Origin of the sequence: Halorubrum hochsteinianum (genome assembly GCF_023702125.1) — an archaeon.
In the GTDB taxonomy this organism is placed as follows: domain Archaea; phylum Halobacteriota; class Halobacteria; order Halobacteriales; family Haloferacaceae; genus Halorubrum; species Halorubrum hochsteinianum.
This window is the reverse complement of the sequence record NZ_CP098415.1, coordinates 315,325-328,870: the sequence shown is the minus strand read 5'-3', so window position 1 is coordinate 328,870 and position 13,546 is coordinate 315,325. Positions and strand designations below refer to the sequence as shown.

The 13,546-nt window shown below is 70.0% G+C and carries 14 protein-coding genes; 5 read left to right on the top strand and 9 right to left on the bottom strand.

Annotation, left to right across the window (positions count from 1 at the left end; genetic code table 11):
- Positions 1 to 177: 177 nt before the first annotated feature.
- The gene (gene cdd / locus NAF06_RS01650; RefSeq protein WP_008581525.1) at positions 178 to 606 is read left to right on the top strand and encodes a cytidine deaminase; all 429 of its coding nucleotides are present in this window, start codon (positions 178 to 180) and stop codon (positions 604 to 606) included.
- Positions 607 to 1,023: 417 nt separating this feature from the next.
- Here the strand turns inward: cdd and NAF06_RS01645 are convergent, their stop codons facing one another.
- The 6 genes from NAF06_RS01645 to NAF06_RS01620 all read right to left on the bottom strand — a co-directional run bounded on the left by NAF06_RS01645 (position 1,024) and on the right by NAF06_RS01620 (position 7,909).
- Positions 1,024 to 2,154, bottom strand: coding sequence for an Mrp/NBP35 family ATP-binding protein (locus NAF06_RS01645; RefSeq protein ID WP_008581523.1), 1,131 nt, complete (start codon positions 2,152 to 2,154; stop codon positions 1,024 to 1,026).
- A 181-nt stretch (positions 2,155 to 2,335) separates the two neighbouring features.
- The gene (locus NAF06_RS01640) at positions 2,336 to 2,629 is read right to left on the bottom strand and encodes a hypothetical protein (protein ID WP_008581522.1); all 294 of its coding nucleotides are present in this window, start codon (positions 2,627 to 2,629) and stop codon (positions 2,336 to 2,338) included.
- Positions 2,626 to 3,948 (bottom strand): NrfD/PsrC family molybdoenzyme membrane anchor subunit, encoded by a 1,323-nt coding sequence (gene nrfD / locus NAF06_RS01635; RefSeq protein ID WP_008581521.1) that lies wholly within the window; start codon positions 3,946 to 3,948, stop codon positions 2,626 to 2,628. The genes NAF06_RS01640 and nrfD overlap by 4 nt, the downstream gene beginning before the upstream one ends.
- Complete coding sequence (locus NAF06_RS01630) at positions 3,945 to 5,213, bottom strand: 4Fe-4S ferredoxin N-terminal domain-containing protein (RefSeq protein ID WP_080507132.1); 1,269 nt, start codon at positions 5,211 to 5,213, stop codon at positions 3,945 to 3,947. The genes nrfD and NAF06_RS01630 overlap by 4 nt, the downstream gene beginning before the upstream one ends.
- 283 nt (positions 5,214 to 5,496) lie before the next feature.
- The gene (locus NAF06_RS01625) at positions 5,497 to 6,987 is read right to left on the bottom strand and encodes an amidohydrolase family protein (RefSeq protein ID WP_008581519.1); all 1,491 of its coding nucleotides are present in this window, start codon (positions 6,985 to 6,987) and stop codon (positions 5,497 to 5,499) included.
- Positions 6,988 to 7,147: 160 nt separating this feature from the next.
- A complete protein-coding gene (locus NAF06_RS01620; RefSeq protein ID WP_008581518.1) occupies positions 7,148 to 7,909 on the bottom strand; it encodes a helix-turn-helix domain-containing protein in 762 nt (253 codons plus the stop codon).
- Between the two features lie 151 nt (positions 7,910 to 8,060).
- Here NAF06_RS01620 and NAF06_RS01615 point away from each other — a divergent pair, with 151 nt between their 5' ends.
- Together NAF06_RS01615 and NAF06_RS01610 are read left to right on the top strand one after the other, a co-directional pair.
- Positions 8,061 to 8,927, top strand: a complete 867-nt coding sequence (locus tag NAF06_RS01615; RefSeq protein WP_008581507.1) for a nucleoside phosphorylase — start codon at positions 8,061 to 8,063, stop codon at positions 8,925 to 8,927.
- A 95-nt stretch (positions 8,928 to 9,022) separates the two neighbouring features.
- A complete protein-coding gene (locus NAF06_RS01610; protein WP_008581505.1) occupies positions 9,023 to 10,204 on the top strand; it encodes an NAD(P)/FAD-dependent oxidoreductase in 1,182 nt (393 codons plus the stop codon).
- Positions 10,205 to 10,318: 114 nt separating this feature from the next.
- Here NAF06_RS01610 and NAF06_RS01605 read toward each other — a convergent pair whose 3' ends face one another.
- Positions 10,319 to 10,852 (bottom strand): Rrf2 family transcriptional regulator, encoded by a 534-nt coding sequence (locus NAF06_RS01605; protein WP_006628882.1) that lies wholly within the window; start codon positions 10,850 to 10,852, stop codon positions 10,319 to 10,321.
- 107 nt (positions 10,853 to 10,959) lie between these two features.
- A complete protein-coding gene (locus tag NAF06_RS01600) occupies positions 10,960 to 11,178 on the bottom strand; it encodes a hypothetical protein (RefSeq protein WP_008581503.1) in 219 nt (72 codons plus the stop codon).
- A 140-nt stretch (positions 11,179 to 11,318) separates the two neighbouring features.
- On the opposite strand from NAF06_RS01600, the gene rocF reads away from it, so the two are divergent.
- Entirely contained in the window at positions 11,319 to 12,224 is a 906-nt protein-coding gene (gene rocF / locus NAF06_RS01595; RefSeq protein WP_006628880.1) for an arginase, read from the top strand.
- Between the two features lie 33 nt (positions 12,225 to 12,257).
- Here rocF and NAF06_RS01590 read toward each other — a convergent pair whose 3' ends face one another.
- Positions 12,258 to 12,557, bottom strand: coding sequence for a DUF7565 family protein (locus NAF06_RS01590; protein ID WP_006628879.1), 300 nt, complete (start codon positions 12,555 to 12,557; stop codon positions 12,258 to 12,260).
- Between the two features lie 142 nt (positions 12,558 to 12,699).
- Here NAF06_RS01590 and NAF06_RS01585 point away from each other — a divergent pair, with 142 nt between their 5' ends.
- Positions 12,700 to 13,491 carry a PHP-associated domain-containing protein gene (locus NAF06_RS01585; protein ID WP_008581501.1) on the top strand — a complete coding sequence of 264 codons (792 nt, stop codon included), beginning with the start codon at positions 12,700 to 12,702 and terminating at the stop codon, positions 13,489 to 13,491.
- Positions 13,492 to 13,546 lie beyond the last annotated feature (55 nt).

The following is a 13,546-nucleotide window of genomic DNA, read 5'->3' as shown; positions in this document are numbered from 1 at the left end:
GGCTGGGGCTTCGGAGGTGTCCGTCGTGACGGTGTGCCGATGAGAGACACGGTTTCAGCTGCCTCCCTGTCACCGTTCCGAGCCGGCTGCGTGGACGTATTTCCGCCGATCCGTCCACCGCCGACTCACCGATCAACGACACAGTACAGTTAACGGCCCGCCGCGCCACCTGCGGGTATGGACGAGCTGATCGCCGCGGCGCGCGACGCCCTCGACGCCGCCCACGTCCCGTACTCCGAGTACCGCGTCGGCGCTGCCCTCCGCACCGCCGACGGCACCGTCTACACCGGCTGTAACATCGAGAACGCGAACTACTCCAACAGCCTCCACGCCGAGGAGGTCGCGCTCGCGGAGGCCGTCAAAGAGGGCCACCGCGAGTTCGAGCGGATCGCGGTCTCCTCGGGCGTCCGCGACGGCGTCACCCCCTGCGGGATGTGCCGGCAGACGCTCGCGGAGTTCGCGGCCGACGACCTCGTCGTCGCCTGCGACGAGGGCGGCGACGCGGTCACGGAGTACACGCTCGGCGAACTGCTCCCGAACACCATCTCCGAGGGGACGCTCGACGACGCGGAAGCGAGCGCGAGCGACGCCGACTCGGACCGATAGAACCGAACGGGTCTATTAGAACCCTCCCATTCAGACGTTCTCAACTGAAACAGTCGGTCGATGGAAACTACATAATTGTCATATTCCCCGCTTCTTTAGTGAAGCTATGGACCGAACAGAATTTTTCCTCGCTCTAATCGTGTTCCTGTTAGCCGCGCAGATATTCCAGTCGGAGGGACAGACGGCTGGTTTCATTATGGTTCCCGTTCTTCTGATTCTCGTCTTACTCCCATTTTACGTCGTCATGGCCGCCGCTATCGAACACGATGATACTTGAGGAAAACCTGTATCGACCACGACCGGGGCAGAACCTACCATCTGCCGAGGATTTCAAGAGAGCCGACCGACCGGGTCGAGCGAACCGGATCGAGCAGATCGGGACGAACCGACGACCTCGAACCGACGACGACGCACCCGCTACTCTGCGGCGGACACCGCCTCGCCGTCTGCCGGTCCGTCGCCACCCTCGCTTTCTCCGCCGCTCTCCGCGTCCCACTCGCCGACGCGTCTCGCCACCCGCTCGCGGTTCACCTCGCCGACGCGGTCCGCCACGGAGTCGACCATCTCGAAGAGATCCTCCCGGACGGGGCTGTCCGCGTCGCGCACCGACGGGCCGTCCGAGCCCGCCGAGTCGAAGTCGGGGTGGACGGGGAGCCGCGAGAGGACGGGCACCCCGTAGTCGTCGCGGATCTCGTCGCCGCCGCCCTCGCCGAAGACGGCGTGGGTGTCGCCGCACTCGGGACAGCGGAACGCGCTCATGTTCTCGACGACGCCGAGGACCGGCGCGTCGTGCTCGTCGAACAGGCGGAGCCCCTTGCGGGCGTCGGCGACCGCCATCTCCTGCGGCGTCGTGACGATGACGACGCCCGCGACGGGCAGCGACTGGAGCAGGTTCAGCGACGCGTCGCCGGTCCCCGGCGGGAGGTCGACGACGAGGTAGTCGAGCCGCCCCCACTCCACCTCGTTGACGAACTTCATCATCACGTTGTTCACCATCGGCCCGCGCAGCACCGCCGGCTGGTCGCCGTCGGGCATCAGGTGGTCGGTGCTCATCACGCGGACGCCGTCGGAGGCCGGCGGTACGATCTCCTCGTTCGGCGTGACCCCGGGCTCGTTCTCGGTCGGCAGCAGCCGGGGGACGTTCGGGCCGTGAACGTCGGCGTCGAGGATGCCGACGCGAGCGCCCCGCTCGCGGAGCCCGGCGGCGAGGTTCGCGGCCACCGTCGTCTTGCCGACGCCGCCCTTCCCGGAGGCGACCGCGATCACGTTGCGGACGCCGGGGAGCGCGTCGGTCTCGTGGCCGTGCTCCTCGCGGAACTCGGCGCGGAGCTCCGGATCGAGCCCGGCGTCCTCGACCGCCTCGCGGACCGCGTCGCCGATCTCCATCTCGGCCGGCGCGTGCGGGGCGTTGAACGCGAGCGACACCTCAGCGGTGCCGTCGCTGATCGTTACGTCGTCGACGAGCCCCATCGAGACGATGTCGTCGTCGTTGAGCGGGTCCTCGACGGCGGCGAGTCGGTCGGTCAGCTCGGGTTCGGTGAGTGTCATGGCGGATGCGTGCGTGTGACGTCGTGGTGTCCGGCGGTCGGTTTCGGTCGGCGGCGTCGGTTTCGGTCGGCGGCGTCGACCTCGGCTGTCGATGTCGATCCCGGTCGTCGGCGTCAGGTTCGGCCGAGCGAGAGTTAGTTGGAACGCGGATTCTCAGACCCTGCCACCGCGAGGGGCCGCGTCAGAAGAACACGGCCCCGATGATCAGCGTCGCCACGAACAGGCTCCCCCACAGCACGGTGGTGAGTCCGGCGAGGTAGCCGACGCCGAGCAGGCCCGCGAACCGGTCGCTCGGGTCGCCGACGAACCACGCCGCGACCATCGCGTACACCGGCGCGAGGACGATCCCGAAGATCAGGTACGTCCCCGGGCCCACGAACGGGAGCGTGTACTCCGGCGACGAGGCGAGCGGCACCGTCGCGGGCGACGCGGCGACCGCGGCGAGGAGCCCAGCGAGGGGGGCGAGCGCGGTCATACGTCCACCTCCTCGTGGTCCTCGATCGCGTGGAGTTCGACGACCGGGATCACCTTCGAGACGACGAGGAAGAACAGCACGACGACGCCGATCGTCCCGAGGACGGCGGAGATCTCGACCGGCGAGGGGACGTACTGGCCGGGAACCCCTTCGTACAGGGCGAAGTGCGCGTGCTGGAGCCCCTCCACGACGAACAGCACCTTCTCGGTGAGCGTCCCGAAGAGCACGCCGACGGAGATCCCGACGAGCGCGCGAATGTCGAACAGGTCGGGCCGCAGCGCCGTCGCGAACGCGTACAGCATCGCGAGGACGACGAGGCCGATCGCGACCCAGTACAGCGGGGTCGAGATCTTCACCTCGGTCGCGTGCTGGAGCGTGGTCGGGGCCGCGAAGATCCCCGTGATAACCTGCTGAAGCTGGAGCCACAGGAAGATCAGGCTGAAGAACCCGAGCCACTTGGCGAGCCCCTGGAAGACGGCGCGGGGAATGAGTTCCTCCCAGCCGTACGCGTACCGGAACGCGGCCGCGATGATGATGATCCCCGCGACCGCGGAGGTCAGCGCGATGGAGAGGAACGACGGCCCCTGAACGCCGCCGGCCCAGCCCGCCATCGACGGCAGCAGCGAGAACAGCCACGGGATGACGCCCCCGTGGAGTAACAGCGGTGCCATGATGATGATCGCGAACGCGATCCACCAGACCATCCGCTCGACGACCTCGTCCTCCTTCTGGGTGTACCCCACGGTCAGCGCCGCGTACAGGGGTTCGAGCCGGTCCGGCAGCCGGTCGCGGAGCCGGTTGACGTCGTAGCGCATCGTCAGGGCGAGGTACGTCGCCGTCAACACGAAGTAGGCCGTGATGACGGTCACGTCCCACATCAGCGGCGACCACTGGACGCGGGTCGGCCACGCCGGCAGGACGCTCGTCACCAGCCGGTCCGGTCGGCCGACGTGGATGAGGATGAAGATGCCCGCGCAGGTCAGCGCGGCGATGGTCAGAAGCTCCGCAAGCCGCGCGACGGGCTGGTAGGTGTCCATCCCCAGTAAGCGCACCGCGGCAGACAGGATGATACCCCCGTGAGCGATCCCGACCCACCAGATGAACGCGCCGATGTACAGCCCCCACGGCACGCCGCCGCCGGAGCCCCAGTCGGCGAGGTTGGTGACGATCAGGCCGTTGCGGAGCTGCTGGCTGTAGAAGAACAGCCAGACGCCGATCAGGCCGAGCGCCAGCGCCAGCGCCGCGACGTAGCGGTTCGAGAACGTCTTGATCGGGCGGACGAGCGTGTCGCGGTCGACGCCCGTCACGTCGACGCTCACGCCTCTTCACCTCCGTTGGCGGCCGCGCCCTGATCGAGGACCTCCTTGCGGTCGTCGACGAGGCCGACGTCCTCGTAGGCGACCGGCCCCTCGACCTGTTCAGCGTGGGGCGACGGCTCGTTGCCGACGAACCGGACGTTCGGCTCGGTCCCTCGCTCCTCCATCAGCTTGAAGGTCGAGACCGTGTGCTCCTTGCGGTTCTGGTAGGTGGAGGTGTCGTTCTCCTGTCCGTCGCGGTACTCGCGGAGGTGTCGGTTCGGGTCGCTCTCCGGGTCGTTCAGGTCGCCGAAGTGGATCGCGTCCATCGCGCACGCCTCCGAGCAGGCGGTGGTTCCGACCTTCTCCTCGCCCATCTGGCCGTCCTGCCGGTCGACGCAGAAGGTACACTTCCCCATCACGCCCTCGGGCGGCCGGGAGCCGACCCACCGCCCGCGGTCGTCGATCTGGTGGTCGTCGTCGACCTCCGACTCGGGCACGTCCGGCTCGCCCCACTGGAAGTAGTTGACGCCGTACGGGCACGACACCTCGCAGTACCGGCAGCCGATACAGATGTCGTAGTCGGTGAGAACGAGCCCGTCCTCCTCGCGGGTGTGTCGGGCACCGACCGGGCACACCTTCGTACACGGCGAGTCGGTGCAGTGCTGGCAGGTGCGCGGCAGGAAGTTCGTCTCGTCGCCCTGTCCCTCGTCCTCGAACGAGAAGACGTACATCCAGTTCGCGCCGCGCGAGAGGTTGTGCTCCTCGTTACACGCGACCGTACAGGCGAGACACCCGTCGCAGTTGTTGAGGTTGATCGTCATCCCCCAGCGGGTGCCCTCGCCCTCGTCGCCGGCAGCGCCGGCGGCACCGCCGTCGCCGCCCGAACTCGCCCCCGCGGTTCCGAGGCCGCTGAGCCCGAGCGCGGCCGCGGCGGCTCCCTTCTTCATCACCGAGCGACGCGACTCCGCGCCGTCGCCGCCGACGTTCCGCAGGGCCTCGCCGATCCCGCCGAACGCCTCCTCGACGCGGTCGACGGCGTTCACGTCCTCGGCGTCGACCTCGTCGGGGTCGGGGATCTCGATCTCGCGGTCGTCGACGTCGAACTCCTCGAGGATCCGGTCGTGGTACCGGCGGTAGAACTCGACCTCGGAGAGCTCGTCCGCGGCCACCCGCTGGGCGTCGCGGGCCATCTCCGCGCCGAGGTCGGCGTCGAACTCGGTCTCCTCCAGGAGCCGCCTGTCCTCCTCGTCTACGGTCGTGTACATCGATTCGTCGTCGGTGCTCATGGTGGAAGCTGAGTCGTCACCCGCCACCGTGGGCGGGGTCACGGGACCGCCGTCGGACCCGCCGCGGACGGCGGCGCGCGGCCGACGCCGCGGGATCGGGTTCGACATTCCCGCCGACGGTAGGGGGTTCGGAGGGTCAACCGTGACTCAGATTCCAACGCCGTGGCAACGCCGCCGAATATGTTCGACCCGGGTCGGATTACCCCGAGCCGACGCCTCGCGACGACGAGGGGTGACTGCCCTGCGGCGAACTACCGACCGGCCCGCCCGAGGGACTCCGGGCTCACTCGGCGAGACCGCTCTCCGAGAGGACCCGCTCGGCGGACGCCTCGAAGGCGTCTCGCTCCTCGGCGAGGATGTCGTTCGTGAGCGACCCGTCGCGTTTCACGACCTCGCCGTCGACGACCACGGTGTCGACGTTCCCGACGCCCGCCTGGAACGCCACCGTCTCGACCGGGTTGTTGACCGGCAGCGTGTTGACGTCGCCGCCGTCGATCACGACGAGGTCGGCGCGCTTCCCCGGCGTGATCGAGCCGACGCGGTCCTCCAGCCCGAGCGCCCGGGCCCCCTCGATCGTCGCGATCTCCAGCGCCCGGTGCGGGTCGATGGAGACCTCGGTCGTCTGCTCGCCGCGCTCGACGACCGGCCGATTGTCGATCCCGCGCTGGACGCCGACCGCCATGCGGGTCTGGGTGAACATGTCGCCGCTGACGTTCGAGACGATGTCGACGCCGACCGACGGGACCGCGCCCGCGTCCGCCGCCTTCCCGAGGACCGGCGTCCCCATCCCCATCTGGAGTTCGACCTCCGGCGTGGTCGACACCGACCCGCCGGAGTCGCCGATGAGCGCGAACTCCTCGTCGGCCAGCCGGTTGGCGTGGACGTAGTTGAGGTCGTCGCCGAGCAGCCCCAGCTCCTCCAAGGTGTAGACGCCGCCCCCGCCGAGCGACCCGATGTGCATCGACGCGGGGATGCCCATCTCGCGGGCGCGGGTGATGTCCTCCTCGACCACCTCCTCGGTGGCGTAGTCGGGGCCGCGGATCCCCATCGCGAGCGTGATCCGGTCGTCGGCGACGGGGAACCGCTCGTCGTGGAGCCGCTCGATGTCGTCCGGGTGCGGTTCCGTGCTCGCCTCCCACCACTTCGCGCCGTCGTCGCCCGGCGGGCCGTGGGTGAACACCGCGCGGATGCCCGCGTCCTCTAAGCCGTCGATCGCGCGGTCGGAGTGGTCCGGGGAGTTGGCGATGTGGAACCAGTCGAGGATCGTCGTCGTCCCGGCGTTGAGCTGTTCGGCGGCACCGAACAGGTTCCCGAGGTAGGCGTCGTCCGGCTCGTAGTGGCTGCTCACCTCGCCGAGCATGATCTCGAGGTAGTCCGTGAACGTCCAGTCGCCCGCGATCCCGCGCACGCCAGCCTGCCACGTGTGGAGGTGCGTGTTGACGAACCCGGGCGCGACGACCGACTCCGAGGCGTCGACGACCGTCGCGCCGTCGGCGTCGATCCCCTCGGCGACCTCGACTATCTCGCCGTCCTCGACGTAGACGTCCGCGCGCTCCAGCACGCCGATGTCGGGGTCGACGGAGACGACGCTCCCGTCCCGAAGGAGGAGTCCGCCCGAGCCGCTTCCCCCGTCCGAGTCGCTTCCGCCGGACTCGCCGCCGTCGCCGCCGATCGACCCCATACAGCCCGCCATCGAGAGCGAGAGCGCCGCCGCTCCGCCGGTCAGGTAGTTCCGTCGCGACACGCCGCCGTCGTCGTTCGTTCCTCGTCGCATTGTCGACGCCCGTTCCTCGGGGCCGCGGAAGCGTGGGAGTTCGTTCGGTATGTTCCAACCGACCCGATTCGCCGCGTTCCAACCGACCCGACGCCGGGACGAGAGACCGGCGGATTCCGCGACGAGAGACCGACAGACGCCGAGACGAGAAACCGACCGGCTACGTGGCGCTCTCCTCGACCTCGGCGGGGTCCGTCGCGATGTCGGTGCGGCCGCCGAGGTAGTTCTTCGCGAGCCACGCCTCGGCGCGCGAGACGCGGTACTGGAGCGTCGAGACGGGAATCCCCTCCGCCTCCGCGACCTCCTGAAGGGACATCCGGCGCGGGGTGTCGTAGTAGCCGCGTTCGATCGCGGCCCGGAGCGCGTCGCGCTGCTCCGGGGGGAGGTCGTCGGCGTCCGGCCGGTCGGCCGTCCAGTCGGGGGAGCCGTCGACCCGCTCGAACGTCAGTTCGAGGCCGGGTCGGAGGTTCGCTTCGAGCTCCTCGTAGACGGGGCTGAGGGCGCTGTCGTCGTCGACGAGCACGCTCCACTCGTAGGCGTTCCCGTACTGCTGCGCCCGACAGAGCGCCCCGTCGCCGAGCCGCCGCGTCACGAGGTACGGGATCGACCGACACCCCTTCCCCTCCGACTGCTTCGAGTAGATGAGCCGGCTCGTCCGCCGCTCGGCGAGCACCTCGTGCTCCCAGTCGAGTTCGCACCCGCCCATCCCCCGGAGGTTCGAACAGCGGGGAAGCTGTTCCAGCCGGCGGTCGTACGCCGCGAGCGCCTCCGGCGGCCCCGTCACCTCGTCGACGCGCCACATCGTCTCGGCGGTCGCGTGACAGGAGACCGTCCGGGAGTACAGCCCCGGGTTCTCGATGAACACGTCCATCAGGTCGTCGGCACCCTCCTCGTAGGTGACCGTGAAATCGAACGCCTGCATGTCCGCCGGTAGGACGGATCCGTACAAGAACGCACGGTTGGCATATGCCGACTCGGCCCCGCGAACCGAAGCGTCGGTCCGACCCCCGAGCCGCGGCGGCGGCGGCCCCGAGCCGGAACTACTTTTAAATACCTCCCCGAACCGCGAGGACATGACAGACGAGACCGACGCGGACGCTCACGCCGCCGACTCCCCGGCGTCCGACGCCGAGAGCGAGGACCCCAACGACGAGGCCGGTTATCACGTCGAGGCCGCGCCCGAGGACGTCGCGGACGCGGTCCTCCTGCCCGGCAACCCCGAGCGCGTCGACAAGATCACGGCGCTGTGGGACGGCCACGAGGAGGTCGCGCGCCACCGCGAGTACCGCACCGCGACCGGCAGCTACGACGGGGCCCCGATCTCCGTCACCTCCACCGGGATCGGGTCGCCCTCGGCGGCCATCGCCGTCGAGGAACTCGCGCGCGTCGGCGTCGACACGTTCATCCGGGTCGGGTCCTGCGGCGCGATCCAGCCGGAGATGGCGGTCGGCGACCTGGTGATCACGACCGGCGCGGTCCGGCAGGAGGGGACGAGCGACGAGTACGTCCGCGAGGACTACCCGGCGAGCGCCGACGGCGAGGTCGTCTCCGCGCTGGTCGCCGCCGCGGAGCGGCTGGGCCACGACTACCACACCGGCGTCACGATGAGCGCCGACTCCTTCTACGCGGGGCAGGGCCGCCCCGGCTTCGAGGGGTTCGAGGCCGCCGGGTCCGACGAACTGGTCGCGGAGCTGCGGGACGCGAACGTGAAGAACATCGAGATGGAGGCGTCCGCGATCCTCACCATCGCGAACGTGTACGGGCTCCGGGCGGGAGCGGTCTGCTCGGTGTACGCGAACCGCGTGACCGGCGAGTTCCGGACGGAGGGCGAGTCGCGCGCCGCGGAGACCGCGAGCCTCGCGGTGAAGCTGCTCGCGCGCATGGACGAGGCGAAACGCGAGGCGGGGGCCGACCGCTGGCACGCCGGGCTCTCGCTGTAGCCGACGCCCCCGCAGTCCGGCGGCCTCGAATCCACTCCCCGCGGCGTCAACGACGTTCCAAAGCGACTTTACCCGCGCGCCGCGGAGCGACACGCATGAGTACACAGGTCGTGGTCGTCGGCTCCGGGTACGCCGGCGCAGGGGCGGTGAAGGCGTTCGAAGACGAGGTCGGCGAGGGCGAGGCGGAGCTCACGTGGATCTCCGAACACGACTACCACCTCGTCTTACACGAGGTCCACCGCGCGATCCGCAACCCCGCGGTCGAAGGCAAGATCACGATCCCCGTCGACGAGATCAAGTCGCCGCAGTCCGACTTCGTTCAGGGCCGGGTCGTCGACGTCGACACCGCGGAGCGGGTCGTCGAGACGGACGACGGGACGACCGTCGACTACGACTACCTCCTCCTCGGCGTCGGCTCCACGACGGCGTTCTTCGGCATCGAGGGGCTGAAGGAGAACGCCCACCAGCTGAAGGGGCTCGAGGACGCGAAGGCGATCCACGAGGACGTCCGCGAGGCGGCCGCCGAGGCGACCCGCTCCGACCCCGTCGAGGTCATCGTCGGCGGTGCCGGCCTCTCGGGCATCCAGACGGCCGGCGAGATCGCCGAGTACCGCGACAAGCACCGCGCGCCCATCGAGATCAAGCTGGTCGAGGGCCTCGACGAGGTCTTCCCCGGCAACGACCCCCAGATCCAGGGCGCGCTGCGCCAGCGGCTGGAGGACGCCGACGTGGAGATCCTCACCGGCGACTTCATCTCGGAGGCCGACGAGGAGGCCGTCTACCTCGGCGGCGGCGAGGACGAGGAGCCGGAGGAACTCCCGTACGACGTGCTGATCTGGACCGGCGGTATCACGGGCCAGCCGGAGTTAGAGAACGTCGAGGTCGAGAAGGACGAGCGCTCGAACCGCGTCCACGCCGGCTCCGACTTCGCCACCAGCGACGACCGCGTGTTCGCCATCGGCGACACCGCCCTCGTCGAGCAGGGCGACGACGATGTCGCGCCGCCGACGGCGCAGGCCGCCTGGCAGGCCGCCGAGGTCGCCGGGGCGAACCTCGCGCGCGCCGCCCGCGGCGCGCCGCTCCGCTCGTGGACCCACGAGGACAAGGGGACGGTCATCTCCGTCGGTGAGGACGCGGTCGCTCACGACGTGATGGGGATGCCGATCAGGACGTTCGGCGGCAAGCCCGCGAAGCTGCTGAAGAAGGCCATCGCCACGCGCTGGATCGCCAAGGTCTCCTCCGCGAGCCGCGGCGTCAGCGCGTTCGGCGACATGTGAGTAGGGGTAACTCGCGGTAGCGACTCGGCTACGCGTTCGGTCCGTTTCTCCGCAGACCGCTCTTTCGGGAGAGAGAAATCGGCGAACAACTCGACGCGAACGCGGTCTCCGGCGTCAGTGCTCGGCCGGCTCGTCGGGCGCGCGCATATCGTCGATCCGCAGGATGAGGACGTTCGCGGTGTCGTCTTTGCCGTCGACGGTCCCATCGATGACGAGCTTCGAGAGCGGCGTCGGGCCGACGGTGACGGAGTCGCCCTCGTGGAAGTCGCGGACAGAGCCCTGGACGTGGATCTCGGCGCGGCACAGCTCGGGGTGGTGGACGCTGGAGAGGTCGATCCCGTCGACGTTGACTCCCTCGATCTGCTCGCCCTCGTGGTAGATCGGGACGTCGGCCGGCTCGTCCATGCGCTGGATGTCCAGCGCCTCGTAGGCGTTCGAGGTGGGCTTGTAGCCGCCCTTCGGCCCCGGGACGCCCTCGACCAGCTGGAGGGCCTTGAGGCTCTGCATCTGGTTGCGGATCGTCCCCGGGTTGCGGTCGACCTCCTCGGCGATCGCCTCGCCTTTCACGGCGTCCTCCTGTTCCCCGTACAGGTTGATCAGGGCCGTGAGGATGCTTTTCTGGCTCGATGTGAGCTCGATCGATGACATGCGAACAGATAGATAGCGCCCCCGCTTAAATGCGATGGAACTCACTTATAAACGATCGTGTGGGATCCGCTCGGCGGCGGGCTACGGCCGGCTCCGGTCCGTTCGGGTCACTCGCCGCGCAGCCGCTTCATCCGAACGTACGCGATCGGACTGGAGAGCGCGACGACGACGCCGACCCCGACCAGCGCGAGCCCGAGGTCGGCGGAGACGAACGACAGCGCGCCGCCGACGAGCCCGACCGCCGCACCGGTGAACGCGACCGCTATCATCGCGCCGATCGGCTCGATGTCGCCGGGGTCGACGGAGTAGGAATCCGGACTGTCCATGTCGCCCCGTGGCGGGCCGGGCGCAAAACGGTGTCCGATCCGGCACGGCGGAGCGCGCGGCAGGGCGGGCACGGCGGACGGCCCGCCACACCGGAATGGGGATCCCCGCCTTTCAAGCGCCGGCGCGCCGCGTAGCCGGTATGACCACGGTCAGGATCATCGGCGCGCCGACAGACTACGGGGCGAACCGACGCGGGGTCGACATGGGACCGTCGGCGATCCGGTACGGCGGGCTCGCCGACCAGCTCGCCGGGGCGGGCGTCGAGACGGCCGACGCCGGCGACCTCCACGTCCCGCGGGCAGAGGAGCGCGATCCGGACGCGGACGCGCCCAGCGAGGGGAAGGCGAAGTTCCTCCGCGAGACGGCCGACGTCTGCCGGCGGCTCGGCGACGAGGTCGCGGCGACGCTCGCCGACGGCGAGGTGCCGCTCGCGCTCGGCGGCGACCACTCCATCGCCATCGGGAGCCTCGCCGGGTCCGCCCGGGACGCGGACATCGGCGCGGTCTGGTTCGACGCGCACGCCGACCTCAACACCCCCGCGACGACGCCCTCGGGCAACGTCCACGGGATGCCGCTGGCGGCCGCGCTCGGGATCGGCGAGTTCGCGGACACCGAGTGGGCGAACGCGCCCGGGCTCTCCCCGGAGAACGTCGCGCTGGTCGGCCTCCGGTCGGTCGACGAGCCGGAGGCGGAGCTAATCCGCGACCGCGGCTTCGCGGCGTACACGATGTCCGACATCGACGAGCGGGGGATCACGGCGGTCACGGAGGAGGCGCTGTCGGTCGCCTCGGCCGGCGTCGACGGGATCCACGTCAGCCTCGATCTGGACTGGCTCGATCCGAACGCCGCCCCCGGCGTCGGGACGCCCGTCCGCGGCGGCGTCACTTACCGGGAGGCGCACAGCGCGATGGAGATCGTCGACGAGACGGACGCGCTCCGGTCGATGGAGCTGGTGGAGGTGAACCCGACGCTCGACCAGCACAACGAGACGGCGGAGCTGGCGACAGAGCTCGCGGCGAGCGCGCTCGGAAAGCGGGTGTTGTAAGTCGCAGGTCGGAGCCCGTCGAACGCGGCCGCGTCAGACGCCGCGGTCGAGCTGTTCGACGACCCGCTGGAGGTCGGCCGCGGACTCGATCTCGCCTTTGATCTCCTCGCGGCGGCGCACCGCCGCGGAGTCGGCGTCGTACGCGCGGACGAACTCGGCGCGGGTGTGCTCGTCGAACGCGTGGCGGATCGCGAAGTAGCCGTCCGGGACGATGGTGCCGCACACCTTGCACTCGTGGCGCTGGTGGTCGTTGGTCTGGTGGACGATCGCCGCCTCCACGTCGTCGAAGGCGGCGTCGCAGTCGCCGATCCCGCACGTCCAGCGAGGGGCCATACCCCGACTCTCGCCCCCGGGAGATTAACGCTTTCCCAAGTCCGCCGGCGCTCCGCTCGGCGTCGACCGCCTCCGCGAACGGGCCCACAAACGGGCCGCGCGGCCTGCGGTCGCGGCACCGTCGTCGTCGAACGATACGCCTTTGCGCGACCGCGACGACCGTCCGACCGTGACCCGATCGCAAACGCGCGTCGACGCCCACGTCAAGGTGCTCGACGACGAGGTCGTCGCCCGCGCGAAGGCCCGCGGGATCGACGCGCTCGTGTACGCGCCGCACTTCACGCGCCTCCCCACGGTCCGCGAGCGCGCGGCGCGGTACTCCGACGACGAACTGACCGTCGTCCCCGCCCGCGAGGTGTTCACCGGCGACTGGGGGAACCGCCGGCACCTCCTCGTCATCGGCCTCTCCGACCCGGTCCCCGACTACATCACCTTCGAGGGCGCGATGGCGGAGTTCGAGCGGCAGGACGCCGCGGTCCTCGTCCCGCACCCCGGGTTCGCCACCATCTCGCTCACGCGTCCCGAGGTCGACGCCCACGCCGACCGCATCGACGCGATAGAGACGTACAACACGAAGCTGTTGCCCCACCAGAACGCCCGCGCCCAGCGGACCGCCGAGGCGACCGACTGCGCCGGGTTCGGCTCGTCGTACGCGCACCTCCCCGGCACGGTCGGCGAGGCGTGGACGACGTTCGAGGGCGACCTCGACGACGCCGAGGCGGTCGTCGACGCGTTCCGCGAGCGCCGACCGAGGACGGTCATCCACCGCGGCGGAGCCGGCCACCAGCTCCGCGGGCTCGTCGAGTTCGCGCATCTCGGCTACGAGAACACGTGGGCGAAGCTCGACCGGATGTTCCTCTCCGGCAACGAGCCGACTCTCCCCTCGAACGTCGCCTACGAGGGCCGGTTCGACGACGTGAGCGTCTACGAGTAGACGAAGAAAGGGTATAGCGGTGGCGCGTGCCGGTGAGCGCCGCGGAGCGGCGCGA